Origin of the sequence: Oceanipulchritudo coccoides (genome assembly GCF_010500615.1) — a bacterium.
Classification (GTDB): Bacteria; Verrucomicrobiota; Verrucomicrobiia; order Opitutales; family Oceanipulchritudinaceae; genus Oceanipulchritudo; species Oceanipulchritudo coccoides.
This window is the reverse complement of the sequence record NZ_JAAGNX010000001.1, coordinates 1,255,067-1,279,879: the sequence shown is the minus strand read 5'-3', so window position 1 is coordinate 1,279,879 and position 24,813 is coordinate 1,255,067. Positions and strand designations below refer to the sequence as shown.

22 protein-coding genes are annotated in these 24,813 nt (G+C 54.3%); 6 read left to right on the top strand and 16 right to left on the bottom strand.

Going from position 1 to position 24,813, the window contains the following annotated elements; translation table 11 throughout:
* The first annotated feature begins 128 nt into the window (after positions 1 to 128).
* The gene (locus tag G0Q06_RS04895) at positions 129 to 1,313 is read left to right on the top strand and encodes a hydrolase (protein ID WP_163963012.1); all 1,185 of its coding nucleotides are present in this window, start codon (positions 129 to 131) and stop codon (positions 1,311 to 1,313) included.
* Positions 1,310 to 2,338 (top strand): arginine N-succinyltransferase, encoded by a 1,029-nt coding sequence (locus G0Q06_RS04890; protein WP_163963010.1) that lies wholly within the window; start codon positions 1,310 to 1,312, stop codon positions 2,336 to 2,338. The genes G0Q06_RS04895 and G0Q06_RS04890 overlap by 4 nt, the downstream gene beginning before the upstream one ends.
* A 29-nt stretch (positions 2,339 to 2,367) precedes the next feature.
* Here the strand turns inward: G0Q06_RS04890 and clpX are convergent, their stop codons facing one another.
* The 3 genes from clpX to G0Q06_RS04875 form a co-directional block, all read right to left on the bottom strand.
* Positions 2,368 to 3,666, bottom strand: coding sequence for an ATP-dependent Clp protease ATP-binding subunit ClpX (gene clpX, locus G0Q06_RS04885; RefSeq protein ID WP_163963008.1), 1,299 nt, complete (start codon positions 3,664 to 3,666; stop codon positions 2,368 to 2,370).
* 66 nt (positions 3,667 to 3,732) lie between these two features.
* Complete coding sequence (locus G0Q06_RS04880) at positions 3,733 to 4,332, bottom strand: ATP-dependent Clp protease proteolytic subunit (protein WP_163963006.1); 600 nt, start codon at positions 4,330 to 4,332, stop codon at positions 3,733 to 3,735.
* A 35-nt stretch (positions 4,333 to 4,367) separates the two neighbouring features.
* Positions 4,368 to 5,726, bottom strand: coding sequence for a trigger factor (locus tag G0Q06_RS04875; RefSeq protein ID WP_163963004.1), 1,359 nt, complete (start codon positions 5,724 to 5,726; stop codon positions 4,368 to 4,370).
* Between the two features lie 154 nt (positions 5,727 to 5,880).
* Here G0Q06_RS04875 and ggt point away from each other — a divergent pair, with 154 nt between their 5' ends.
* The 3 genes from ggt (at position 5,881) to G0Q06_RS04860 (ending at position 10,376) form a co-directional block, all read left to right on the top strand.
* Positions 5,881 to 7,593, top strand: a complete 1,713-nt coding sequence (gene ggt / locus G0Q06_RS04870) for a gamma-glutamyltransferase (protein ID WP_163963002.1) — start codon at positions 5,881 to 5,883, stop codon at positions 7,591 to 7,593.
* A gap of 79 nt (positions 7,594 to 7,672) precedes the next feature.
* A complete protein-coding gene (locus G0Q06_RS04865) occupies positions 7,673 to 8,620 on the top strand; it encodes an ABC transporter ATP-binding protein (protein ID WP_163963000.1) in 948 nt (315 codons plus the stop codon).
* Between the two features lie 175 nt (positions 8,621 to 8,795).
* Positions 8,796 to 10,376 carry a hypothetical protein gene (locus tag G0Q06_RS04860; RefSeq protein WP_163962998.1) on the top strand — a complete coding sequence of 527 codons (1,581 nt, stop codon included), beginning with the start codon at positions 8,796 to 8,798 and terminating at the stop codon, positions 10,374 to 10,376.
* On the opposite strand, the gene G0Q06_RS04855 is transcribed toward G0Q06_RS04860, so the two are convergent.
* From G0Q06_RS04855 to G0Q06_RS04815, 9 genes are all read right to left on the bottom strand, one after another.
* Positions 10,373 to 11,203 carry a hypothetical protein gene (locus G0Q06_RS04855; RefSeq protein ID WP_163962996.1) on the bottom strand — a complete coding sequence of 277 codons (831 nt, stop codon included), beginning with the start codon at positions 11,201 to 11,203 and terminating at the stop codon, positions 10,373 to 10,375. The genes G0Q06_RS04860 and G0Q06_RS04855 overlap by 4 nt on opposite strands.
* A 19-nt stretch (positions 11,204 to 11,222) precedes the next feature.
* Positions 11,223 to 11,810 carry a PEP-CTERM sorting domain-containing protein gene (locus G0Q06_RS04850; protein ID WP_163962994.1) on the bottom strand — a complete coding sequence of 196 codons (588 nt, stop codon included), beginning with the start codon at positions 11,808 to 11,810 and terminating at the stop codon, positions 11,223 to 11,225.
* Between the two features lie 35 nt (positions 11,811 to 11,845).
* Complete coding sequence (locus G0Q06_RS04845; RefSeq protein WP_163962993.1) at positions 11,846 to 12,832, bottom strand: hypothetical protein; 987 nt, start codon at positions 12,830 to 12,832, stop codon at positions 11,846 to 11,848.
* A 193-nt stretch (positions 12,833 to 13,025) separates the two neighbouring features.
* Complete coding sequence (locus G0Q06_RS04840) at positions 13,026 to 13,604, bottom strand: PEP-CTERM sorting domain-containing protein (protein WP_163962991.1); 579 nt, start codon at positions 13,602 to 13,604, stop codon at positions 13,026 to 13,028.
* Positions 13,605 to 13,657: 53 nt separating this feature from the next.
* Positions 13,658 to 14,512, bottom strand: a complete 855-nt coding sequence (locus G0Q06_RS04835; protein WP_163962989.1) for a hypothetical protein — start codon at positions 14,510 to 14,512, stop codon at positions 13,658 to 13,660.
* A gap of 125 nt (positions 14,513 to 14,637) precedes the next feature.
* Positions 14,638 to 15,855, bottom strand: coding sequence for a pyrophosphate--fructose-6-phosphate 1-phosphotransferase (locus tag G0Q06_RS04830; protein ID WP_163962986.1), 1,218 nt, complete (start codon positions 15,853 to 15,855; stop codon positions 14,638 to 14,640).
* A gap of 123 nt (positions 15,856 to 15,978) precedes the next feature.
* Positions 15,979 to 17,547 carry a 2,3-bisphosphoglycerate-independent phosphoglycerate mutase gene (gene gpmI, locus G0Q06_RS04825; protein WP_163962984.1) on the bottom strand — a complete coding sequence of 523 codons (1,569 nt, stop codon included), beginning with the start codon at positions 17,545 to 17,547 and terminating at the stop codon, positions 15,979 to 15,981.
* 53 nt (positions 17,548 to 17,600) lie between these two features.
* The gene (locus tag G0Q06_RS04820; protein WP_163962982.1) at positions 17,601 to 18,617 is read right to left on the bottom strand and encodes a calcium/sodium antiporter; all 1,017 of its coding nucleotides are present in this window, start codon (positions 18,615 to 18,617) and stop codon (positions 17,601 to 17,603) included.
* A gap of 102 nt (positions 18,618 to 18,719) precedes the next feature.
* The gene (locus G0Q06_RS04815) at positions 18,720 to 20,087 is read right to left on the bottom strand and encodes a sigma-54-dependent transcriptional regulator (protein WP_163963339.1); all 1,368 of its coding nucleotides are present in this window, start codon (positions 20,085 to 20,087) and stop codon (positions 18,720 to 18,722) included.
* A 222-nt stretch (positions 20,088 to 20,309) separates the two neighbouring features.
* On the opposite strand from G0Q06_RS04815, the gene G0Q06_RS04810 reads away from it, so the two are divergent.
* The gene (locus G0Q06_RS04810; RefSeq protein WP_163962980.1) at positions 20,310 to 21,098 is read left to right on the top strand and encodes a tRNA threonylcarbamoyladenosine dehydratase; all 789 of its coding nucleotides are present in this window, start codon (positions 20,310 to 20,312) and stop codon (positions 21,096 to 21,098) included.
* Between the two features lie 96 nt (positions 21,099 to 21,194).
* On the opposite strand, the gene lexA is transcribed toward G0Q06_RS04810, so the two are convergent.
* The 4 genes from lexA to G0Q06_RS04790 are packed head-to-tail and all read right to left on the bottom strand — an operon-like array spanning position 21,195 to position 24,802.
* On the bottom strand, positions 21,195 to 21,830 hold the full coding sequence (lexA, locus tag G0Q06_RS04805; protein ID WP_163962978.1) for a transcriptional repressor LexA: 636 nt from the start codon (positions 21,828 to 21,830) through the stop codon (positions 21,195 to 21,197).
* A gap of 46 nt (positions 21,831 to 21,876) precedes the next feature.
* The gene (locus tag G0Q06_RS04800) at positions 21,877 to 23,208 is read right to left on the bottom strand and encodes an ABC transporter permease (RefSeq protein WP_163962976.1); all 1,332 of its coding nucleotides are present in this window, start codon (positions 23,206 to 23,208) and stop codon (positions 21,877 to 21,879) included.
* A gap of 18 nt (positions 23,209 to 23,226) precedes the next feature.
* On the bottom strand, positions 23,227 to 24,162 hold the full coding sequence (locus G0Q06_RS04795; protein WP_163962974.1) for an ABC transporter ATP-binding protein: 936 nt from the start codon (positions 24,160 to 24,162) through the stop codon (positions 23,227 to 23,229).
* Positions 24,119 to 24,802, bottom strand: coding sequence for a phosphoribosylanthranilate isomerase (locus G0Q06_RS04790; protein ID WP_163962972.1), 684 nt, complete (start codon positions 24,800 to 24,802; stop codon positions 24,119 to 24,121). Before G0Q06_RS04790 ends, G0Q06_RS04795 begins: the two co-directional genes overlap by 44 nt.
* Positions 24,803 to 24,813: the final 11 nt, after the last annotated feature.

Here is a 24,813-nt window from a genome sequence, read left to right as displayed (position 1 = left end):
ATGGGTATTTGGGGTAAATAGTATGAACTTGAGTAAAAGAGCCTAATCACCCTTTTTCACAAAAAGCAACGGATTTTTTATAAGAGAATTCCTATTGCGGAAAACAATGGATGAGTTAAGCTAATATAATGCAGTATGCCTCACTGGAGCATTGGGTAAATATCAACTCTGGAAGCCTCAATCCAGAGGGGTTGCGGCTAATGGCCGATGCCCTCGCTGAACACCTGTCAGGAATCCCCGGACCCATCGAACGGATCACCTTGCCCGAATTTCGCGAACTGGATGGTTCCGTCATCCACCCGGGTGATGTCCTCAGATTGCGCTTTCGATCGGAAGCGCCCGTGCAGGTGCTATTCAGCGGCCATATGGATACCGTTTTTGATAAGAATCATTCCTTCCAGCGATTGCGGATGCTGGAGGACGGAAAGGCAAACGGGCCCGGTGTAACCGACATGAAGGGCGGCCTCTTCATCATGCTGGAAGCTGTGGAGCAGTTTCTCAGGGAAAACAGGTCAGGTACCCTTGGAGGCGAGATCCTGATTACCGCCGATGAGGAAATTGGCTCGCCAGCCAGCCGTGACCTCATCCTCGAAGCGGCAGGTCGGGCTCACCTTGGACTGGTCTTTGAAAGTGCCCTTCCCGGCGGCGAGCTGGTCTGCGCGAGAAAAGGGACAGGCACCTACCAGGTACGGACAAGAGGAAAGGCCGCTCATACCGGCCGAGACTTTCGGGCTGGTCGAAATGCCATCGTGGCCCTCTCCGATTTCCTCCTGAGGTGCCACGCCCTCAATGAAAGTTTCGAGGATGCAGTTGTGAACGTTGGGCGCATCAACGGCGGGGGCGCTGTTAACGTTGTCCCCGACAAGGCCGAGGGATGGCTGAACGTCCGCGCATCCCACGAATCCACCGGCAACCAGATTGAACGCGCCCTGCATGATATGGTCGGAGAATCCCAGGCTCGCTGGAAGGGCGTTTCTTTTTCCCTTGAAGGAGGCTTTACCCGGCCGCCCAAAGAGGAGTCTAAAGGTGATGCGACCCTGTACAGGATCTGGAATACAATCGAGCATGGGCTGGGATTTCCTGAATCCGGAAAGCGCGAAACAGGCGGAAGCTCGGATGGAAACCTGTTGAGCCAGGCAGGCCTCCCGCATCTCGACGGAATCGGTATTCGCGGCAACTACATTCATTCAGAGAATGAATATGCACTCCTCGAAAGCATACCCGAGCAGATCGCAAAGACAGTTGCCTTCCTGCATCACTTTGCAGACAGTCCCGCACTTGTCGCAACTCCCCCGTTACAAAAACCTTCATGACCACACCTGCCTGCATCCTTCGTCCTGTGCGCGAAAGCGATCATGACGACCTCTTCCACCTGGTAGGAACAATCGGACATGGGCTCACTTCGCTCCCCAATGACCCTGACTTTCTGGCTCACCGGATTGATGATTCCATAAGGGCCTTCGATCCGCGGATACGCAAACCCGGTGGTGAGTTGTACCTCTTCGTCCTTGAGGATGTGGCCTCGGGAAAGATAATTGGTACCTCGGGTATCCTATCCCGGGTCGGTGGTTTTGATCCGTTCTACACCTACACGATCCGTGAGCAGGAACAGAATTATCCACCGCTTGAAATCCGCACCTGCCTCCAGACTCTTCACCTGACAAAAAACCACAAGGGACCGACCGAAATCTGCAGCCTTTTCCTGCATCGGGATTTTCGCTCGGGGGGCCTCGGGAAATTGCTCTCCCTGGCCCGGTTCTGCTTCATGAAGTCCTTTCCCGAACGCTTCGACAACGAGGTCATCGCCGAGCTGCGTGGCTACATCAACGATCAGAATTTGTCCCCGTTTTGGGAAGCGGTCGGGGTCAAGTTCTTTGAGAAGGATTACTATACGGCAGATATTTTAAGTGGGCTTGGGGAAAAGGAATTTATCGGGGTCCTTATGCCGAAATTTCCCATTTATGTGAGCCTGCTTCCGGAGTCAGCCCGATCCGTAATCGGGCGTGTGCACCCGCATACTGAGCCAGCACGGCGCATCCTCATGCAGGAGGGGTTCAAGGAGACAAATGAGGTGGATATTTTCGACGCCGGACCAATCTTGATGGCTGATCGGGAGGAGCTCGGAACATGGAAGGCCGCCAAATTAGTAAGCCTCAAGCCGGGAATTCCAAACCCTGAAAAGTCAATCCAGCTCCTTCTCGCAAACGGCTCGCTAGATTTCCGGGCGATCATCGCTGATGCGGAAACCACTGGAAGCGATGTGATCATCGTAGCTCCGGAAACAATCGAGGCACTGCAAGCACAAGATGCGATGTCCCTCGCGGTTGGAAATCCGTAGAGAGCGGGTTCAACTCGCGATGATGCCTCCTAGGCGGCGTCTTCGTTGTACTTGAGCTTTGGCTTGGCCTTGCCGGCGACAACCGCAGGGGTAATAATGACTTCCTTGACATCCTTGTAGTCAGGAAGCTGATACATGATATCGAGCATAATGCCCTCCATGATTGAGCGCAAGGCACGCGCACCGGTCTTGAGGACCATTGCCTTCTCGGCGATCGCACGGATGGCATCCTTACGATAAGTCAACTTGACCCCTTCCATTTCGAAAAGTTTCGCATACTGCTTCGTGATGGCATTGCGGGTCTGCGTAAGAATGTGTTCAAGCTGCTCCTGATCAAGCTCCTGCAGCACGGATACGACCGGCAAACGCCCGATAAACTCGGGGATAAGGCCGTATCGCACAAGATCTTCGGGCGCTAATTCATGATAGACACGCTCGCCGTCCCAGGATTGATGCTCGGCATCATCCCAACCAATGCTCCCCTTGCCCAAGCGTCGACGGATGATATCCTCGAGCCCGACAAATGCACCGCCACAGATAAAGAGGACATTGCGCGTATCGACCTGAATGTATTCCTGGTTCGGGTGCTTACGCCCGCCTTGCGGTGGAACATTACAAACAGTACCTTCCAGGATTTTCAAAAGGGCTTGTTGGACACCTTCCCCGGAAACATCGCGCGTAATGGAGACATTATCCGTCTTGCGCCCGATCTTGTCGATTTCATCGACATAAATAATACCGCATTCGGCCTTGGCGACATCGTAATCGGCAGCCTGTAGAAGGCGAAGCACAATATTCTCCACATCTTCACCCACATAGCCGGCTTCGGTCAGCGTGGTAGCGTCGGCAATTGCAAAAGGGACTTCCAGGAGGTCGGCAAGGGTACGGGCGAGGAGGGTTTTTCCACTTCCCGTGGGACCCGCCATGAGCACATTGCTTTTCTCGATCCGCACATCCGAAGCTTTTTTCGAAGTTGCAGAAGTTGCAGAAGTTGCATTTTCCACTTCCGGGGCGGCCTCTGACTTGAGACGTTTGTAATGGTTGTAAACAGCGACAGAAAGAACCTTCTTGGCGTGATCCTGACCGACAACATCCAGATCCAGCAGAGCCTTGATTTCAGCTGGCTTCACCAGCTTGAATCTACGGGGAGATGCGCTGGTTGATGAAGTCTTTCCGGCCTCCTTCAACTCCCGGTCAATGATTGTCTTACAGACGTCCACGCAGGAATCGCAGATGTATACCCCGGCCGGTCCAGCAATAATCTTGCGTACTTCCGACTGCGATTTGCCGCAGAAGCTGCAGAATGTCATTTTTGAGGATCGGGCCATTGTAAAGTTGCAGTTGGAATTCCGCCTTCAATTAAAGTTGGAGTTCCGCCTTCAGGCGGTCCCCCGCTATTCCTTATCCTTAAACTGAATGACTTGATCGACAAGCCCATAATCCTTGGCTTCATCGGCAGTCATGTAGAAGTCGCGATCGGAATCCTTTTCAATCCGCTCAACAGATTGGCCCGAATGCTCCGAGAGGACTTCGCTCAGTGTACGCTTCCAGCGAAGAATTTCACGGGCCGCAATCGTGATGTCAGCCGACTGGCCAGTGGCCCCACCAGTTGGCTGGTGGATCATCACGCGGCTATGAGGCAAGGCATAACGCTTTCCGGGCGTGCCGGCAGCAAGGAGCACAGTCGCCATACTGGCTGCCTGTCCCATGCAGTACGTCTTGATGTCACAACTCAGGAAGCGCATGGTATCGTAAATAGCCATGCCGTCGGTGACGCTGCCCCCGGGAGAATTGATGTAAAGCTGGATATCCTTTTTGGGATCCTCCATCTGCAACAAAAGCATCTGGGCGATGACGGCATTGGCCACGTAGTCATCAACTGGCGTGCCAATAAAGATGATGCGGTCCTTGAGCAGGCGGCTATAGATATCCCAGCTCTTTTCCGTGCGGCCGTCGCTCTCGACGACGTGCGGTAATGGCAGATAATAACTCATGTGCGTAAGATGATCTGATCTTGGCTGAATCGCAATCAGGATTCCGCTTTTTCGTCAACTGGTGCCGCTTCAACCGTTTTTGATTTGGCTTCGCCGCGCAGAAAATCGAGGGTCTTTGAGAAAAGGATTTGGCGCTGCAACTGGACCAGGCGGCTGCGGTCTTTCCGGAATTCCTTGGCAAGATCCTCCGGCTTCTGGCGCTGCTGCATGGCCATGCTGTAAACAGCCCGGGAAAGATCGTCGTTTTCAACCGTAATCTCCTCCTTGCCGGCAATCCGGTTGAGGATAATCTGCAGTTTCACGTCACGTTGCGCACTTTTGGCCGCACCAGCATGGATCTGTTCCTTGTGCTTTTCGAATTCCTCTTCCGGAACACCTTGCTGCATGTTCTGGCTGATGATCCGGGCCATGGCGCTTTGGGTCTCCGACTCGACCGCGCTGGCTGGCAGAGGGAAATCGACCGCGTCGCCAAGGAAATTCAGGATCTGGTCGCGTTGGGCATCCTCGGCATTGCGCTTTTTCTGGTTTTCCAACTCGTCTAAAATTTGTGCCTTGAAGTCTTCAAGTGACTCAGCACGGACGCTTTTGAGAAATTCCTCATCAATCTCGGGTAGCTTGCGTTCACGAACTTCCTGCGTCTCGACCTCGTAAGTGACGGTCTTGCCGCGCAATTCTTCCACAGCGAAATCATCCCCGATTTCCTGCTCAACGGATTTCTTGTCCCCGGCCTTCATGCCGACAAGCGCATCGATGACAGCCGGAACGCCAAATTGCTTGGCTTCATCCGTACCGGCTTCTTCCCAGCCATCAGTAACAGACCCCCAAGCTTGCAGGCGTGGGACATCCTTCAGCTTCTCCGCAATGGCTTCCCCATCGATTGTACCCGTGTAGGAAAGCTTCACGTAATCACCTGCCGCGGCCTCGCGCTCGACGACTTCAAAATCCGCGCGTTGTCGGCGAATCCGGTCGATGGAATCCTCGATTTCCTTGTCATCCACCTCGGTTGAAGGAACTTCAGTCGAAATTCCCTTGTAATCCGGCAACTCAAATTCCGGATTCACGTCGACGGTCAGGTCGATCGAGACTTCCTGTCCGCTCAAGATATCTCCCGGCTCGGGAAACTCGACGATTGTGTAGACATCGAGATTATCCTGCCCGACCACTTCATCATAGGCAGACCGCATCACGGATTCCTTTAGCTGCTCCTTGATCTGCGATCCGAAAAGCTGGCGCACTCGCGCTTCGGGAGCCTTTCCTGGGCGAAAACCAGGCACTTTCGCCTGCTTCATAAAGTTTTTCAGGATGCTGCTTTCCTGCTTGGAAATTTCATCGCTGCTGATGGTCACAACGACATCCTTACGGGTTTCTGTAATATCGGTTATACTGACGTTCACGGTCTCTATCGTTTTGATGATTAAATAGCTTCGGAAAAAACGGGCACTAAACGACATGGAGTTTTATCGGTCAACTCATTTTGAAATATTCCGCTTTGAAGGGGGCGTGACACTTAATCTTTCCAAACCAAAAAAATCCCCCATGGTGATGTGGATGCACGCGAGACATTCCCTGATTCTAGTCGGTCTGGTCATCATGAACCTTGCCGGGGCAGCTCCAATCTACCGGAGCAACTCCATTTTTCGCCCGGTTGAGGCGAAACAAGGCATGGTCGTGGCCGCCGAAAAGCTGGCCGCCGAGGCTGGATTGGCCGTACTGGAAGACGGTGGAAATGCCATTGATGCAGCTGTAACAACCGGATTCGCCTTGGCCGTAACCCTTCCCCGAGCCGGGAATATCGGCGGTGGAGGGTTCATGCTTTTTCACGAAGCGGAAACCGGGAACACCTATGCCCTCGATTACCGCGAAACCGCGCCCCTCAAGGCCTATCGGGATATGTTTCTCGACGAGGATGGAGAAGCCGATCCGGACCTTTCCAGGAATTCCCCGCTGGCGGTCGGTGTGCCGGGCACTGTTGCCGGGTTGATTGCCGCCCACGAACGCTTTGGCTCGCTTCCGCTAGAGCGACTCCTCGCACCCGCGATTGCCCTCGCAAGGAATGGATTCAACATTCACCCGGGCCTCGCGAAGAGCCTTTCCGAGGCGCGCGATTCCGGGCGAATGGACGCGACCGCGAGCCAGGTCTTCTTCAAGAAGGATGGTAGCCTCTACAGGGCTGGTGAGCGGCTTGTTCAGGCAGATCTGGCAACTTCCCTCGAGCGGATTGCCAAAGAGGGCCTGGCGGGCTTTTACGCAGGTCCGACGGCCCAAGCCATCGTGGAGACCCTTTCCAAGAACAACGGCATCATGAGCCTGGAAGACCTCGCGGACTACAAACCGGTCTGGCGCGATCCGGTCAGTGGCACGTACCGGGATTTTGTCATCTACTCGATGCCACCACCAAGCTCGGGAGGCGTCCATCTCATCCAGATGCTCCGCTTGCTTGAAAATTTCCCGCTGCGGGCGTGGGGACAGAACAGTGGCCAGACCGTCCACATCATGGCTGAAGCCATGAAACGAGCTTATGCCGATCGCTCAAAGCACCTTGGCGATCCGGACTTTGCAGACATCCCCGTGGATGAGATTCTTTCGGAGGGCTATGAGCAGAAGATCCTCAACCGGATCAATTCAATGACTCCCACGGCCAGTTCCGATATTGATCCGGGGGAGCCACGCCCCGTGACGGAAAGTCCGGAAACAACCCATTTCTCGATTGTTGACGCCCGAGGGAACGCGGTCTCCAACACCTATACGCTTAATTTCAGTTACGGTTCAGGCATCATGGCCGAAGGGACAGGCATTTTGTTAAATAATGAAATGGATGATTTCTCCGCCAAGCCGGGTACACCGAACGCCTTCGGTCTGATTGGTGGAGAGGCCAACGCCGTCGAGCCGCGGAAGCGCATGCTCAGCTCAATGACCCCGACTATTGTGACGCGAAATGACGAGGTCCACATTGTCACCGGAAGCCCCGGCGGGAGCAGGATCATCAATACCGTTCTCCAGGTCGCCTTGAATGTGATGGAATTCGAACTAAACGCCGCGGAAGCCAACAACGCCCCGCGCTTCCATCACCAGTGGTTCCCGGATGCCCTTTACGTGGAACGCGGCTTTCCTTCCGACGCGCTGCATTCGCTTCGGCTGATCGGATACCCGATAACCGAGGAAGGGACTATTGGCTCGGCCCAGACGATTGTCCGTGCGGGTGATGTCTTGACAGGGGCCACTGATCCACGACGGGATGGAGGGGCGGCAGTGGGGTATTGACGACCGCCTAAAGGCTGGACCCCAACCAAGACCGCCTGATGGCGGAACTTCAACCGGGACTCCAATTTTTTTTGCAGATATGAGTATAGCTATAGAACTACAGGACCTGCGGGTCGATTACGGCGATTTGACCGCCGTGAACAATCTTTCCCTGACCATCGACAAGGGAGAAATTTACGGACTGGTGGGTCCCAATGGGGCGGGCAAGACCAGCACCCTGAACGTCCTTGCGACTTTGCTGGTGCCCACCTACGGACACGTCCGGATGGCCGGTTACGATCTGGACCGGGATCCGGATGCTATCCGTGCCCGTTTGGGCTACATGCCCGATCTGGCTCCCGTGGTGGGCAATCTCAGGGTATGGGAATTTCTAGATCTCTACGCTGCGTCGTACGGGCTTGCCGGGACCGAAAAGTCCAAGCGGGTTGATGAATGCCTGGAGCTGGTCAAGCTTGCGGACAAGCGCGATGTCCTGTGCGGGACCCTTTCCCGTGGCATGACGCAACGGGTTGTCCTCGCCAAGACGCTCCTTCACAAGCCGGAGATTCTCCTCCTCGACGAGCCCGCCAGTGGCATGGATCCGCTCGCCCGTATTGATCTCAAGGATGCCCTTCAGAGCGTGGCCACCACCGGGGCGACAATCATCATTTCCTCGCACATTCTCAGCGAGCTTGCCGAGATGGCGACGTCCATTGGAATTCTCCACAAGGGTCGCCTTCGCGAGCATGGCGACGTTCATGATGTCCTCGCCTCAATGGAGCATGCCATCAGCAAGGTGGAGATTGAACTGGTGGATGGTCGCGAGGCCTGCCGGGACTGGTTGGCCTCCCACAATCTAACCGCCACCCTGCCCGAGAAACAGCCGCACCGGATCCATGTGGAGCTCGCCGGGGGCAAGGATGCGCAGGCCACATTGCTCAAGGACCTTGTCCAGGCCAATTTCCAGATCCATGGCTTTCAAGCCCGGCGCTCCAGTCTGGAGGATGTCATGCGGGCCATCTCGACCGAACCGGAGGAGTCCGAATGAGTCGCCAAACCAAACGCGATATAGATGAACCGACGAAAGGAGGAACCACCGATGACACGGATTTCAAGGATCAGGGTGTTTCTCTTAATTCCTGAAAACCTCTAAATCCCTTAAATCCGTGCAATCCGTGGTTTCTCTCCTCAACACTGCCGTACATACGATCGAATTTTAGACCATGCTTCACAATAATCCCATTTTCATCCGTTTCTGCCGATCCAATCTGCGCGTCAAGAAGGCCATCTTCTGGTATCTTCTGACGACCATCACATGCGCCTTCACGGTGGCAATCATCTACGTCCCCCAAGTTGTCCGTGATCGTGATCCGATGGATGCCGCCCGGGCCGCCATCCTGCCAATGATGATCATTCAGGGGATCATCCTGCTCTTCATGGGTACCGGTAGTGTGGCTACTGGGATCACGCGGGAAAAGGTCGACAATGTCCTCAATTACCAGCGTCTGACCCCTTTGCCCATTCCGCAGAAAATTCTCGGATACCTGTTTGGTCTGCCAGTGCGGGAATATGTGCTTTTTGGCATCACCCTGCCCTTCATGGCCTTTGTCCTGATTGTCGGCAAGGTGTCGCCCACCGCCTTCCTTCCCTACTACCTGATTCTCTTCACCTCGACCCTCCTGTACCACTTTACGGGCATGGTCGCTGGGATGATCAGCAAGAAGTGGCGCTGGTCGGCCCGGATCTCCCAGGGGCTCATCATTCTATTGTATTTTGCCCTCCCGCAACTTTCCCACCTCGGGCTCGTCTTTATGGAATTTCTCACCGTCCGGCCGGTCTTTGCGGAAAACATTCTTCCGGTCATTGGCCCGAGTGAGAATATCCGCATGGACGAATTCGGTTTGTTGGCCGGGCAGGATGTCCCGTTCTTTACCCTTATGATTTCCGGGACGCTCTTCTCTTTCATGATCCAGTCGCTCCTGATTATCCTCTTTGCGACTATCATCGCCCGCAAATGGAAGGCCGACAGCGTCCCGGCGATCAACAAGCCAATGGCTATGATTACCTTTTCGGCCTTCGCAATCATGAGCCTGGCCAATATCTGGCCCAACCTGACCCGCTCGGAGAACGCCATCCGCATCTTCCAGTCGGATGGCACCCTTCCACAGGCTGCTGCCGTGGCCGGGCTTCCTTTGATCCTTGCGCTGGTGACGACCCTCCTGGCTTTTGTCCTCATGGTCTCCGCCCTGCCCGATCCACAGCAATTCCGACTCGGCCGAATTCGCGCCAAGCGACAAAACCTAAACCAGCTCCCACGCTGGGATGACGAAGCCAACGGCTACACCCTGACTACCCTGCTCTTCCTGGTCCAAACAACACTGGTCGGCATCGCCCTTTTCACAGTTCACCGAAGCGGATACTTTGACGGTCTCAATTCGCACCCATTCATGGGCCTCATCCTTATTGGCACAACCGGGCTCTGCCTGTTTTATTTTCAGGGACTCAAGGAATCCTTTGGCGGAGGTCAACTTGGACTCTTCGCCCTCCTGCACTGGTTGGTGCCGATTCTCGGGGCTATCCTCATCACCGCCATCAGCAACGGATTCAATCCAGCCGCCCTCTTTGTTGCATCCCTCTCGCCCATTATCCTCATCCTCCTCAGCGTGACTCAACTTATCCCATCGGAGGAACTCAATGAACACGCCCTTACCGTTCAGCGCGCCTTGGGATTTGGGATTCTTCTCCTCACCGTGCTAACACTCGGCCTGCACGCAAAGCTGCGTAGGGACCGAAAGGACGATTAGAGCTGCCAATCACCAGCCGCGTAATCAAAGAGATACGCTGCGCCATTCACCTCGAACACATGCAACCAGGTGCCGGAGCTGTAGGAATAAAGAATTGGGTACGTATCGCGGCTGGTCCACACCCAGCTTGCCAGCGAAATGCTATAGAGAAATATGTCTTCCCGCGTTGAGCTGTTATTAACATACAGGACACCTCGTGCAGAATCATAAATCCAGCGAGACCCCAGATCGGAATAGGTCCCGAACCAGGATGAAGTGAAGGTCCCATCGAGGTTTTTCTTGGTCTCGAACAGCGCTTCCAATCCCAGGCCTTCGGATCCATCGCCCATTTCCTCAAGCGCATAGCCGCCCGGGACGACCGTCCCCAGAACAATATCCGCCTCGTCAATTGCCGAGCTGACCATGTTCAAGCTGCCAAGGTCAGAGGGAACGGTCCAGTTTGGGTCAGTAAATATCCCGCTCTGTGTGGCACTCTCAGGATTCCCTCCATTGTAGATCCAAAGATAAATCCTCCGGCCAACACCTCCGGCAGTTGATACCGAGACATTCGTGTTTCCCTGGATGTTGCCCGACCGGCTCGGAAAACTTGTCACTTCCGTAAACAAGGCGTCTAACGTCCCGAAATTTCGCAATCCGCTCGCATCCAATCCAGAGAGCCCAGCCTCGTCAAAATATCCAACCCGGGCAATACTCCCGTCCGGCAGGGCCGATTCGTCCGCCTGAAGGAACGCCCCTGTCGCCGGTATGGCAATCACCTGAATCGTGATGTCCGCGTGCGAGCAGAGACAGGCACAGCCCAACAGAAGCGTCAGTAAGTTTCGTCGCATGCGCCTGCGAAATCCTGCGCTAGCGCCGGCGGCGCCAGATGACCACACCAAGACCGATCAGCCCAACAAGGGCTGCATAGTGGGCGGGTTCCGGTACAGCGGTCAGCAGAAAATTTGTTGGCGCAGACCCATCGGTCGAGCCGACAACAGTCTCATTGATAGCCGAAGAGACCATATTTAATGAGCCTGTATCGGCCGGAGAGTTCCAGGTACTTGAGCTGAATATGCCGTACTCGCTAGCCGTCGCTGGGAGGGGTGAATTAAATACCCAAAGGTAAACCTGATCACCCACATTTGTCGCATCCAAGGTATTGTCATTCTCCAGAAAGTTTCCACTAGCGCTGGTGAAGGTCGTAAATTCCGTAAAGAAGGGTTCCACCAGACTGGAGTCAAGCAACTGGGATGCACTCAGAGAGCCCAGTCCAGTAATAGGATCAAGATCAAAGAACCCAACCCGCATTAGGCTACCATCCGGTAGCGCGGTCCCCGTGGAATCTTGAACCTGACCCGTGGCGGCATTCGAGATAATTTGCACCGTAACGGCACCATAAGATGCCACACCGCCAAGGCAAAGTGACGTCATTAAAAGAAGTGTGGATTTTTTCATTTAAAAAGAGCTTTGTGAGATTTGAAAATATAGAATTAAGGGGTAAACGGTGCTGGCAGAACAACGTTTGTTTCAATGCCCCCGTTGGCAATTTGTAAGGCGGTCAATGCCGGTACGGGATAAGCACTTCCATCGGTCGAGCCAAAGTCATCTGTCATAAACCCACCCCAGTCCGTAAAGAGCGTGATGGGGGTGAGATTGCCATCCTCGGATATGAATTTAACCGTTCCAAAAAAGTCGTTCAGTCCGCCAGCGGCAAGCTGCAGGGAACCAAGAGTTTCATCGACGGGGCTTGATGAACCATAAAAAACAGGATAAACCGTCGAAGCGGGAATCGGAACGACAGTCTTGGTCGTCTTCACTTTGCCACTGACGATAAAAGTGATCTCTGAGCTGAAGGTCGCGAGAAAGCCTTCACCGGGATAGATCTGTCTCTGACCACTATCAGTTGTCCCGAAATCTGGTGACCACATTGAGCCAGTCCACGTATAGAGATCGATACTACCATCCAGGTTGAAGAACTTTACTGTTTCGAAAAATGCGGCGAAAGAACTCTCAGCATCCGCAAAAAAGTCATCGAGAGTCATATGCTTGCGGATTTGAATCTGGTCCCCAGCAGCAAGGGAAAAATCTGCAGCCAGCTCAGCCGATACAATGACTGAATCTGTGGTGTTGGAAATGATATCAAAAGAATACCCCTCAAACGGGTGACCTCCCTCAGTTATTTCCAGATAGTAGAGGGGAAATTGGAGCGATTCATTAAAGGCCCCTGAAACCAAGGGCGCCCCCCCAACACTCACAGTGGAAGATCCAGTCCCATCGACTACACCAGATACGTCTCCCACAAAATCATTATCGTGAATGTAAGGACACGATACGAAGACCCCTCCCAAAATGCTTTCGGCAACAGTCACATAGCTCCCGCCCATGGGCTCGGTGTAGACTGTTGTCTGGGCGGATAACGAAACAGGAATGTGAGTACTTGATAAGAGTATGCTGGAAATAATCAGGGTGGTTCGCATTTCGCTATAAATACGTGACGGCACACCGCGTGACTGACAAGAAATTTTTTCGGTGAATTACGACAATCGGGGCGATGCAAAAGCGCCTGAAGACTCACGATTTCTCCTGATGTTAGAACAAAAAAAGCCCCGGCACCGCCGAAGCGATACCGGGACCGAAATAATCCCACCTAGATTATTATTAGAAAACTGTTTATGCCCGGCGGCGACGATACATCACGAAGCCGAGTGCCAAAACACCGCCCAAGAGAGCGAAGGTTGACGGCTCAGGAACGACTGAAACCATCTGGACGGAGCCAGCAGCTCCAGAAAGGATGGAGAAGTTGCCTGAAGAAATCGTGATGAAACGATTATCAAGATTTGACAAGAACGGGGCACCCGAAAGGACTGCAACTTCAGTCGGAGTGGCAACGCTGTCAAAGAAGGCAAAGATAGGTTGTTCGCCAACTGCGATAGAAACCAAGGCACCTAATTGTACATCAGGAGTCATGAAGTCTGCGCCTGCAGGAGCGCCGTCAACAAGTGGCAACCAGGAGAAGTCACTAATTGCAGCTGCGACCTCTTCTGGAGTAGGTGCGAGCGCATCCACGAAGGACGGCACAGTACCAGACGGGGTGACAGCATAAAATGCATCGACCGCTGTTGAATTAACAGGATTACCCGTTGCATTCAGGAGCTGGCCTACTTCGCCGACGAAAGCAAATGACTGCGCTGTCGCAGAGGAAACGAAAACCATGGAAGCGAGTCCAAGAGTGGCTAGGATTTTTTTCATAATTATTGTGTAGTTATTTTATTTAGATTGATTGAGTGAAAATGCTTTAAAAACTATGGGGCAATAACATTGCCAGCATTGACGATATTTACGCCTGCAGCTGTATTAATAACGATTGATTTGTAATCCGTTACATCAATAGTTGACGGATCAATTGACCAACCTGTGAAAAGCTTGGTTGAAACCAACGGGCTTCCGTCAGGATTCAAGGCTGTGATAGTCGAGAAGTTCGGAACGCCTGCAGCAACTGTGCTGACAACGTCCACTGCACCATCGACTGGGTCAATAAATCCAATAATTGCTGGTCCGGAAGCGGCTTCATAAATAACGTCGTCTTCGCTCACAGCGCCCGAAAGGGTCATCGTGAAAGCAAGGCCGTTATTGATAACGAAACCTTCGGCGGGACGGATAATGGTATCGCCACCTGTGCTCCATCCTGTGAATAACTTGGTTGCAACGAGTGGAGTTCCACCTGGCTCGAGCAATGTAACAGTCGAGAAATTAGGAACGCTGGCACCAAGGTCATCGAGCGTCATGTGGGCGCGGATGGCAACGGTATCACCGGCAGTCAAAGCCACCGGAGCCCCGGTCAAAGTAACTACATTGCCGACGTAAGAGTCGATATCATATACGCGGCCTGCGTCCGTTCCATCGAGAACATGCAGGTAATGAGGACCGGTCAAAACCGGAACAGTAGCGCCAACATCAACATCAGCGCCGGTAACACTAGCAACGGCTGATTGGAGCTCAACTGACTTGAGATAAGCGATCGACATCACGGTAGGGCCGCTGGGAACCGTAATTGAAGTCGCTCCCACGACGCCAGACGTCGCGGCAGAGAGTGAAAGAGATCCGGCGCATAAAGCGGCGGCAGATAGAACGATTGGGGTGAGATTATTTAGTTTCATATCGAGAATCATTTTGAAGGGCCTTCTCTAGGCCTGTAAAGCCTTTTTTTCTGCGGAAAGGAATTAATTTTGCTCGGGAAAGGCTGAAAACCTGTAAATCGTTCAAAAAAAGCCTCGATTGGCGCCTAGTGTGCCACCTCGACCCGTTCGCCTTTGGGTTGGCCCATGATTTCGAGGAGCTCAATGAACCAGTCGGTATCGATATCGAACGGCTTGCCGCCTTTAATGCGATCGAATGCAATGGCGGAGAGGATATTCTGGTTGTCCTCGTCATGCCCGATGACCCCACCCTGGTGCTTGATGGCGCACTCGACAGCAAGATCGACGCAGGACTTGATGAGGCGCAGATCCTCGTCGTTGGCGGCGGCGGCACGGGAGAAATAGCCGGATTTCTGGACCATGACCTTTTCGGCGCCCATCTTCCTGGCAAATTGTTCGGCAAAGTACTTGCCCGGATTGACTGCATCCAGCTTGACGTGGCCAAAGGCATCGCGCGGGACCTCCTGCCCCTCGGATTCCATCATCTTGACGATATCGCCCACCCCGGCTCCCTCGGAGACGAAGATATTCACGCAATCAAACTCATCCATGATCGCCTTGAGGCGGGCAGCCTCGGCATCGATATCGATGGACATCTCGGGAATATAGACCCCATGGACCTCAAAGCGCTCCTTATCGAGGCCAATTTCCGGGACATAATCGTTCTGGTCGACCAGATCCATGTATTCCATAGCCGTGGCAGCGGTGAGCCAGCCACAATTGCGTCCCATCACCTCATGGACGATGAGCATGCGCGGATTGGCGTTGTGCTCATTAACAATATTTTCGAAGAACGCGGCGCCTTGCTCGGCGGCTGTCCATGCCCCGAGGCTCTGGCTGATCGGGAAAACATCGTTGTCGATGGTCTTGGGCAGGCCGATAACCGTAAGATCGTAGTCATTTTTCTTGAGAAAGGCGGCCAGATCGGCGGCAGCCGTATTTGTATCGTCCCCGCCCACCGTGTGCAGGATATCAACGCCATCCTTAACCAGCTGATCGGCAGCCACTTGCTGGGGATCCTGGCCCTCCTGGACGAGGCCCCGCTTCACGCAGTCCTTGACATTGGTCAGCTTGACCCGGCTGTTGCCGATGGCGCTGCCGCCGAAACGATGCAGGATACCGGCATCCTCGCGGATGACATCGGTGACCTCGATTGAGTCACCCAGGAGAAGGCCCTTGTACCCGCTGCGGTAGCAGATAATTTCAATAGACGGATCAATCTCCGTATAGCGTTCAATAAGCCCGCCGACGGCGGAGTTGAGACAGGGCGCAAGGCCCCCGGCTGTGAGGATGGCTACTTTCATGGTATAAAGATGTTTGAAGACTACGAATCAGACGAATTGGACGAATCTAGACTGATATTGAGTTGTCTACAGGGAACTCAAAAAAATAATTCGTGGAATTTGCATGATTCGTAGTTGGGAAATTCAGGAATTAAGCAGGTTCGCGCCGGTCATGGCTGCGGGCTGCTCGAGACCCATGAGTTTGAGAATGGTCGGGGCGATGTCGGCAAGTCGGCCCGATTGGGCGAGGGAAAGGGACTTGAGCTCCTTTCCGTAGACGACCAGCTCGACCGGATTGAGCGTATGCGCGGTGTGGGCGCTGCCGGTTTCCGGAACATACATCTGGTCACTGTTGCCGTGATCGGCTGTGATGAGGGCGGCGGCGCCGATGGCATCCACCGCTTCAAGCAGCGTGCCTACGCAGTTGTCAACCACTTCGCAGGCCTTGATGGCCGCTTCCTTGGAGCCCGTGTGGCCCACCATGTCTGCATTCGCAAAATTTATAACGACCAGCCCGTACTTGCCTGAGCGGATGGCCTTGTCGGCGGCATCACGAATCCCGTAGGCCGACATTTCCGGTTTCAAGTCATAGGTTGCGACCTCCTTTGGGCTTGGGATCATTTCGCGATCCTCACCCTCCAAGGGTTCTTCCCGGTAATCATTAAAGAAGAACGTCACGTGGGGAAACTTCTCTGTCTCGGCGCAACGAAACTGCGGAATGCCCTTGTCAGCGACATAGGTGCCCAGAATGTCCGGCATCTTGGCTGGCTTGTTGAAGATCACCTTGTCGCAGAGGCCCTTTTGGTAATCCGTCATCGTCGCATAGTAAAGATCGAGCTTGTCGCCCCGGTCGAAGCCATCGAATTCGTCATTGATAAATGCACGGGTGAGCTCGCGCGGCCGGTCCCCGCGAAAGTTGAAAAAGATGACCGAGTCACCGTCCTTGATGGTCCCCACTGGCTTGCCGTCTTCACCGACGATGGCTGTCGGGACAATGAACTCGTCCCCGTTGCGGGATGAATCGAGTGGATTGTCGTAGTAAAGCTGAATGGCGGCTGAGGCATCGGGGGCCGTTCGCTCGACGTTGCGGCCGGTCAGGCAATCGTAGGCCTTCTGCACGCGATCCCAGCGCAGGTCACGGTCCATGGCCCAGAAGCGACCGGAAACGGAGGCAATCTGCCCGATGCCAATCTCGGCGCACTTTTCCTCGATCTGTTTGATGTAGCCCATTCCCGATTTGGGCGGCGTATCACGCCCATCGGTAAAGCAGTGGATAAAGACTTTTTCCAGTCCAGCCTCCTTGGCCAGACGGAGCAGGCCGTAGAGGTGTTCCAGCATGGCATGGACGCCGGCATCGGAGACAAGGCCCATCAGGTGGAGAGTTACAGGGCTCTGGCCTGTAAAAGCCCCCTGGAGGATGGCGTTGTCCTTCACGGTCCCCATTTCGAAGCCCTTGTCGATGCGGACGATCTCCTGATCGACAATTCGCCCAGCTCCGATGTTCTGGTGCCCTACTTCGGAATTGCCCATCACACCTTCCGGAAGTCCCACATCCAGCCCGCAAGCCATCAGTTCGGTGCGCGGCCATTCGGCAGTAAGTTTGTCGGCCACCGGCGTCTCAGCCAGTTTGACCGCGTTAAACGCATCGTGCGCCGGGTTGTGATTTTCACCCCAGCCATCCCGGATGATTAATACTACAGGTCGTGTTTCCATATGAAATCTATATTAGTGAGCCTAATCTTTATTGTACCCTTTAAAAACCGCTCTTATCTAGAATAGGAGAGCAACGTGACAAGAATATATGCGCCCAGAAGGACAAATCCTGTCCAGCGCCGCATGTGCGTCCCCGATACCCAGACGGAGATCCGGAAAACAAGCAGGACAAATATCATTGCCGGGAAAAGGAGCGAAAAGAACTTTGGATCCGCATACAGACCGCCCGGAGTCACAGCGGCCGAGGCCCCTGCGACAAAAAGGACATTCAGGATGTCTGCCCCGATTACATTTCCGAGGGCAAGCCCACCATGGCCGCGCCTCACAGATGTGACCACTGTGACCAGCTCCGGAAGGGATGTCCCGAAGGCGACCAGCGTGGCCGCAATGATGGCTTCCGGAACATGCAGACGAAAAGCAGTCTCTTCAACGGTCGGGATCAGCACCTTCGAGGAAAGAATGACCAGAGCCATGCCAAGGGCGAGCTTCAGAAGGACGATCGGCATCTTTGCCGAATCGGCATGTGTCTCCTCCTGTTCAGGTGCTTCGCCCTTGCGAGCCCAGTCGATCGATTTCCAGATGTAGACCACGAGCAGGAAAAGGAAAAGCCAACCACCCCAGCGCGGAAGTCGCCCGCCTTCGCTGAATACACTTCCAAGGGATGACCAGGGAAGACACATGGCAACGAGCAGAAATCCCGATCCCAGTTGAATCCAGCCCTGCCGGTTGACGATTGTCTTATCAAGGGGAATGGGCCTCATCAGGGCTGCAATGCCAAGAATCAATCCCGTGTCACAGATGATCGAGCCAACTGCGTTGCCCAGCGCAAGTCCCGGGCGCCCACCTAAGGCTGCCGCCACCGAAACCGCCGTCTCCGGCAAGGTCGTCCCGAGGCTGACAATTGTCGCCCCGATCAGGAGCGGCGGAACGCCCCAGCGAATGGATAGCGTGACTGCTTCCACCACGAGAATATCCGCCCCTTTCGCCAGCGTGTAGAGGAACACGGCGATTATTATGAAGAGTCCCCAAAGAGGAATCGGTTGGACGAGTGATTGTATCCAGGCTTCCATGCTGTGAAAGGTGGGAGAAAGCTCAATTCACGAGAGACTGCAAGAAGGAATGGGAGGAATCGTTGGAGTTCCACCTTCAGGCGGTCTTAGGTTGGAGTTACCCTACCTGACATCCAGATCCGGCCACTGCTTGAGCTTCCGGTGTAGAGTTCGGCGGCTCATTCCAAGAAGCTTGGCAGCCTGTGTACGGTTTCCATTAGCCTGGACAAGGGCATTGCGGAGGAGGCGCTTTTCATTCTCCTCGACGGACAAGGGATTGTTGATGGGGGCAGCCGGGGAAGAAGCTAGGGCCTCATGTTCCGGACTGAGAAAACGACTGTCCAGATCGTACAGGCTAAGCCGCCCACCCCGTTTCATGACGACCGTATTCTCGGCAAAGTTGCGCAGCTCGCGGATGTTGCCCGGCCAGTTGTAAGTCTGCAAGGCGCGGAATACATCCGGGTCGACTTCCAGCAGCGGGACACCGTTTTCCTCAGCAACGGTTTTCATGAAGTGATGAAGAAGCACGGGAATGTCATCCTGCCGTTCACGCAAGGGTGGCATGGTCAGGGTAACCACATTCAGCCGATACAACAAATCCTCACGGAAGTCGCCCGACTTGACCAGCTCGGCAAGGTTGCGATTGGTCGCTGCGACAAGACGTACATCGACCTTGACTGGCTTCACGCTACCGAGCCGCTCAAAGGAACGCGTCTCCAGAAAGCGCAGTAACTTTACCTGTGTACTGGCGTCAATTTCGCCAATCTCGTCCAGGAAGAGGGTTCCGTTATTCGCTGCCTCAAAGCGCCCGATCCGGCGCTCGCTGGCCCCGGTGAAGGCCCCGCGCTCATGACCGAAGAGCTCGCTTTCAAGCAAGTTGGCCGCGAGGGCCGCACAGTGAACAGCAACAAATGGCTTGTTCGCACGTTCGCTGTTCTGGTGAATGGCCTGGGCGATCAGCTCCTTGCCCGTTCCAGTTTCGCCCTCAATGAGCACAGTTGTCCGGGTTGGCGCGACCAGGCGGACCTTGTCGATCACACCCGCCAGCGCACTGGAATTGCCGATGATGCCATCCAGACTGAATTTGTCGTCCAACCGCTTCTTCAAGGTCTTCACCTCTTCTTCCGTGGAACGGTTGCGCAAGGCCCGCTGGATCATGATCTCCAGCTTTTCAATATTCAGCGGCTTGGTCAGGAAATCGTGCGCACCCCGCTTCATGGCCTCAACCGCCGTTTCCACATTTCCGTAGGCCGTCATCATGATAATGACTGGCTTGTTCGACAGCGTCATGGCTTGCTCAATGACCTTCATCCCGCTTTTGCCCGTCATGCGGAGATCCGTGAGAATCACATCGAACGGCTCGGATTCCATCAGACGGAAAGCCTCCTCGGCATCCGTTGCCAGATAGACATCGTATTCATCTTCCAATGCGAGCATCAACCCCTCCCGGGTGTGCTTCTCATCATCAACTATCAGAATGGTGGCAGGCATCTCCTCAAAAAGTGCGACATTATTACTCACGTGCAACCGAAATTATCAAACAGCGGGTCACACAGGGACTTAACCACGGATCGCACGGATTTAAAGGATTAGAAGTTTCAGAGGTAAGCAATCTCATGATTCAAAATCCGTAAGATCAGTATAATCCGTGGTTAGTTATTGGTGCGATCCGCAGTATTGCATTCGTTTGATTCACGTGATTCGTAGTCAGGGATGCAACAAGGTGAATCAGACGCCCACGCCGAACGATTTGGCGGGATTGCCCGACTCTATGGTGCAGACGGACTGGAAAGATTCCAGAAGGCTCATGTGGCAATTGTCGGAATTGGCGGGGTCGGTTCATGGGTAGCCGAAGGGCTTGCCCGTTCGGGGATCGGAACAATTACCCTGATGGATCTCGATGATATCTGTGTCACAAATACCAACCGTCAGATCCACGCCTTGGAAGAGACCATCGGACAATCCAAAATCCACGCCATGGCCAATCGGCTCCGCTCCATCAATCCGGAGATCATTGTCCACGAGCTCCATGCCTTTTACAGCGAATCCTCGGCATCTGCCTTTTTTGCCACCCAGTATTCGGTCATCGTCGACGCGATCGACAGCGTGCGCCAGAAGTCGCACCTCATCGCCACCGCCAAACAGCACAAGCGTCCCATCGTGACCGTCGGAGGTGCGGGCGGGCGCATTGATCCAACCCGTATCAAGGCGGACGACCTCAGCCGGAGCGAAGGGGACCGGTTGCTCATGCTGGTCAGGAAAAAGCTCCGCACAGAGTACCGTTTCCCCCGTGTCGGCAAGGGGAAGTTCAAGGTCCCCTGCGTCTATTCCGATGAGCCACCGCGCTTTCCCCAGCCCGACGGATCCGTTTGCGAAAATCGCAATCCCGAAAACCCCGGCGGAATCAATTGTGATACCGGCCTGGGGAGCGCCACCCAGATCACCGCAACCATGGCCTTTTTCGCCACGGCGGAGGTGTTGAAAATGTTGGAGAGTCGCTAAAATGTTGGAGTGCCGTCTTCAGGCGGTCTGCACGTGACATAAAACCGCCTAAAGGCAGAACCCCAACGCTAATTAAAGGCGGTACTCCAACCTAATCTATAAATTTCGCACGACCGCGCGGGCAACGCCTTGGATGACCAGCTCGGAGACCGGATGCAACTCGGGGAAATTACGGTTTTCGGCCTTCAGATACGGGGAACGGCCCGGTTTGTTCATAAAGCGCTTGAGGGTTGTTTCGCCGTCGATCAGCGCGGCCACGATATCACCGTCATTGGGCGGGCATTGCTCAATGACAACTGTGTCGCCATCGAAAATCCCGACATCAATCATCGACTCGCCGCGCACCCGCAAGGCAAAGCTGCGACGTGAACGCCGGATCCCGGCTGTCTCGGTATCGATCTGCAGGCGCCCGATTTCACCACCGGACTCCACCCCGTCGGGGAATCCTGCGGCGATGCTGCCATAGATCGGAATGTCCAGGACATCCATGGCCTCCACTGGCCGGGCGTCCTCAGTAAGGTCGAAATTAATCTTGAAGGTTCGGGCCTGTCCCGGAACACGGCTGATGTAGCCCTTCTTTTCAAGTGCCTTGAGATGCCCCATGACCGCGTTGGTGCTCTTGAACCCGAAGTGTTCCTCAATTTCGCGGAAGCTGGGCCACGTCCCATAGTCCCGCATGTGTAATTGAATATAGCCCAAAACCTCTTCCTGCCGAAATGTTAACTCCTTCATATGTGCATTTGTACAGTAAACAGGTGTTCACTGTCAAGTAGAAGACTTAACGAAAAAGATCGCCGCGGCGAAAGCGCCAGAGGGCGATCGACAGAACAACACAGGCGATGGCAAAAAGTACTCCCACTTGCGGCAATACCTGAACCAGACCGGCATCCCTCCAGAGGACGGCCAGCAATCCATCCATGGCCCAGTAGACCAAGGTAAACGGAGAAATGTAGGTCCGGATTGTCTCGGGAATCATGAAAAGCGGAAACATGGCTCCGCCGAAGGCACTCATCCCGAGGATCAGGAAAGTTCCGAGGCCGTTTGCCTGGGCGGGCGTCTTGGCGATTGAGGAGAGGAGCATCCCGAAAGCGGTCGCCGCGGAGGCAGCGGCCAGGGAAACCACAAAGAGCGGAAGCAATTGTCTCCACGATGTGATGACGTCGAAAACGACTTCACCGAAAAGGATCAGGACCACCATTTGGGACAATCCCAACAAGGCGCAGAAAATGAACTTGCTCCAGAGGATCTGGGTGCGGTTGGCGGGGCCTGCGAGAATTCTCAGGAAAAGTCCCTGGTCCCGCTCTTCAAAGAGGCTGGAAGCGGCACCCGTGAGGGAAAAGAGCAGAAACATCACTGCCCATCCACCAACGCTCTGGGAGGCCGGGTTCTTCCCCTTTCCGAAGACCTGCGTCTTTTCCATGTTGAAAACACCGCCGAGGAGGTCATCCGAGGCGTCAGTTTCTTCACCCTCCGCCGAGGAATCCGCGCTGAATGCGCCACCAAAGAAACCGCCTGAATTAATCTCCTCAAGGATTTCATCGGGATCCGCTCCGAAGTGTTCGGAAATGATCATCGCCAGATCACCGTTGAAGGCGTCTTGAACGGAGTCGGTGATGCCGTATTCGATGTTATTGAGGAGCAGGGGGAAGCCCTGCGAGAACAAGGTCTTCTGGAGAATTCCCTGAACGATGTTGTTCTCAATCGTGTTTTGCGGATTGTAGAGCAGTTCAAGGTTGAAGCCAAAGTCCTCGGAGAGCAGATCCTCAGGAAGGATCAGGAGATAGCGATACGTGCTCGCATCCGTCTGCAAAAGTGAGGCTGCATACTCACGCTCAAGCGGAACGGATTCTCCTTCAGGAAGACTGCGGTCAGTAAAAATGCGGAAGGTATCTTCGGACCGGAGAATTTCGATCAGTTTTTCTGACGTTTCACTGTTGGCTTCATCGACGACAAGGACCCTGATCCCGGAGGGTCCCCCTCCCCCGCCACCGAATATCATCCCAAAAATCGTGATAAGAACCATTGGAACAAGGAAGGACAGGACAACGGCGGTCCGGTCATTCCAGAAGACCCGCAGTTCCTTTGAGACCAGTGCAAGCAGAGTGTTCATCATTCCAATCGGTTAAATTCAGTCCCTGAGGCGGTGGCCGGTTAATTTAAGAAAAAGGCTCTCCAGGGAGGGCGGACGAACATCAAGGATTTCGTAGGGAAGCCCGGCCGACTCGAGGGCGCTGTAAATTTCCGATAGCCGGCTCTTGCTGGACGGCATAAGCCGATAGACCAACTCATCCTCCATGAGCTCTCCATGTTGCTTCAACCCGGCGAGGAACGATTCCTGGTCCGGGCCTTTGCGGATGACAATCTCTCTTTCGAAATCAGCCTTGCGCAGCAATTCCTTTTGTTCACCGCAGGCGAGGATGTCCCCATGATCAATGATCGCAATGCGCGGACAAAGGCGCTCAGCCTCTTCCATGTAATGTGTTGTGTAGAGGACGGTCAGGCCTTCGCGGTTGCGGGCCTCGAGGAAATCAAAAATCGCATTTCTCGATTGTGGATCGACGCCCACCGTCGGCTCATCGCAGAGGAGAATGTCAGGATTGTGGAGGAGGCTGACGATAATGTTGAGACGCCGCTTCATGCCACCTGAGAATTCCTTGACGCGATCATTCCGTCGTTCCCAAAGTCCAACGGATTTCAGGAGTTCCTCGCTTCTTGCCTCAGCCTGCTTGTGCGGTAGCTTATATAAGCGGGCAAAAATCCTCAGGTTCTCGAGCGAATTAAGGCTCTCGTAAAGGGCAATTTCCTGCGGAACGAGTCCGCATCGACGGCGCGCCGCCATGTCATGCAAACCAACTGTTTGCCCATCGATAAGAACCTCTCCGGAATCAGATTCAATAAATCCGCTGAGGATCTTCATGAGCGTGCTCTTCCCTGCACCGTTGGGTCCTAACAGCCCGAAAAACTCGCCCTTGCAAATGGATAGGTCCACCTCTTTCAGGGCAACCAGATCCCCGAATTCCTTATGAATCCCCTTGAGTTCGAGTATCGTCCTGTTGTCTGTCATGCTGCCTGATTATTGCGAAGAGTTCCTTCAATCTATCCGGGTCCTTGACGCCGGGAGACTGCTCAACGCCACTATTGACATCAACCATCTCAGCCTGCGTGAAGCCGAGCGCCTCACGGATGTTATCCGGTGACAACCCGCCAGCAAGAATCCACCTCTTGTGCTGGTAAAGGAGCGTGCAGTCAAGGAATCGTTGCCAGTTTGCCCCGGCGTGGCCGGTTCCGCCATACGCATTCTTGTCAAATGCATCGACAAGGATGGTTTCGGCAAACTCCATCAAGACCTGAGGAAAATCCGGCTCGCTGTCGGGGAGGCGCGGAGCCACCCAGAGCGCATCCGGCCCAACCAGACCGGACCAGGTGGCGATCGAGGCCATGGGAATATCCAGGTCAAAATGAATCTGGTAGGCATCAAATCCAAGGGAAAGGCAGCTTTCGAGGCGCTGAGCCGATGGGGCCACATCAACAAGCACCCGTTTGCCCTTGGGAATCGACTCCAGCAGTTCGGGAACTTTCTCCAGCTCAACCGCCCGCGGAGACTTCTCATAAATGATCACTCCAATGAAATCTGCTCCAAGGGACAATGCCAGTTCGGCATCCCCGGGCTGTGTGATTCCACAAACTTTGACCTGCGTCGCCATCTTTCAGCTGG

Excerpts from the sequence above, each read along its gene's own strand:
- G0Q06_RS04895 (WP_163963012.1), top strand. The coding sequence starts at position 129 with ATGCAGTATGCCTCACTGGAGCATTGGGTAAATATCAACTCTGGAAGC.
- G0Q06_RS04890 (WP_163963010.1), top strand. The coding sequence starts at position 1,310 with ATGACCACACCTGCCTGCATCCTTCGTCCTGTGCGCGAAAGCGATCAT.
- clpX (WP_163963008.1), bottom strand. The coding sequence starts at position 3,666 with ATGGCCCGATCCTCAAAAATGACATTCTGCAGCTTCTGCGGCAAATCG.
- G0Q06_RS04880 (WP_163963006.1), bottom strand. The coding sequence starts at position 4,332 with ATGAGTTATTATCTGCCATTACCGCACGTCGTCGAGAGCGACGGCCGC.
- ggt (WP_163963002.1), top strand. The coding sequence starts at position 5,881 with ATGCACGCGAGACATTCCCTGATTCTAGTCGGTCTGGTCATCATGAAC.
- G0Q06_RS04865 (WP_163963000.1), top strand. The coding sequence starts at position 7,673 with ATGAGTATAGCTATAGAACTACAGGACCTGCGGGTCGATTACGGCGAT.
- G0Q06_RS04860 (WP_163962998.1), top strand. The coding sequence starts at position 8,796 with ATGCTTCACAATAATCCCATTTTCATCCGTTTCTGCCGATCCAATCTG.
- G0Q06_RS04855 (WP_163962996.1), bottom strand. The coding sequence starts at position 11,203 with ATGCGACGAAACTTACTGACGCTTCTGTTGGGCTGTGCCTGTCTCTGC.
- G0Q06_RS04850 (WP_163962994.1), bottom strand. The coding sequence starts at position 11,810 with ATGAAAAAATCCACACTTCTTTTAATGACGTCACTTTGCCTTGGCGGT.
- G0Q06_RS04845 (WP_163962993.1), bottom strand. The coding sequence starts at position 12,832 with ATGCGAACCACCCTGATTATTTCCAGCATACTCTTATCAAGTACTCAC.
- G0Q06_RS04840 (WP_163962991.1), bottom strand. The coding sequence starts at position 13,604 with ATGAAAAAAATCCTAGCCACTCTTGGACTCGCTTCCATGGTTTTCGTT.
- G0Q06_RS04835 (WP_163962989.1), bottom strand. The coding sequence starts at position 14,512 with ATGAAACTAAATAATCTCACCCCAATCGTTCTATCTGCCGCCGCTTTA.
- G0Q06_RS04830 (WP_163962986.1), bottom strand. The coding sequence starts at position 15,855 with ATGAAAGTAGCCATCCTCACAGCCGGGGGCCTTGCGCCCTGTCTCAAC.
- gpmI (WP_163962984.1), bottom strand. The coding sequence starts at position 17,547 with ATGGAAACACGACCTGTAGTATTAATCATCCGGGATGGCTGGGGTGAA.
- G0Q06_RS04820 (WP_163962982.1), bottom strand. The coding sequence starts at position 18,617 with ATGGAAGCCTGGATACAATCACTCGTCCAACCGATTCCTCTTTGGGGA.
- G0Q06_RS04815 (WP_163963339.1), bottom strand. The coding sequence starts at position 20,087 with ATGCCTGCCACCATTCTGATAGTTGATGATGAGAAGCACACCCGGGAG.
- G0Q06_RS04810 (WP_163962980.1), top strand. The coding sequence starts at position 20,310 with ATGCAACAAGGTGAATCAGACGCCCACGCCGAACGATTTGGCGGGATT.
- lexA (WP_163962978.1), bottom strand. The coding sequence starts at position 21,830 with ATGAAGGAGTTAACATTTCGGCAGGAAGAGGTTTTGGGCTATATTCAA.
- G0Q06_RS04800 (WP_163962976.1), bottom strand. The coding sequence starts at position 23,208 with ATGAACACTCTGCTTGCACTGGTCTCAAAGGAACTGCGGGTCTTCTGG.
- G0Q06_RS04795 (WP_163962974.1), bottom strand. The coding sequence starts at position 24,162 with ATGACAGACAACAGGACGATACTCGAACTCAAGGGGATTCATAAGGAA.
- G0Q06_RS04790 (WP_163962972.1), bottom strand. The coding sequence starts at position 24,802 with ATGGCGACGCAGGTCAAAGTTTGTGGAATCACACAGCCCGGGGATGCC.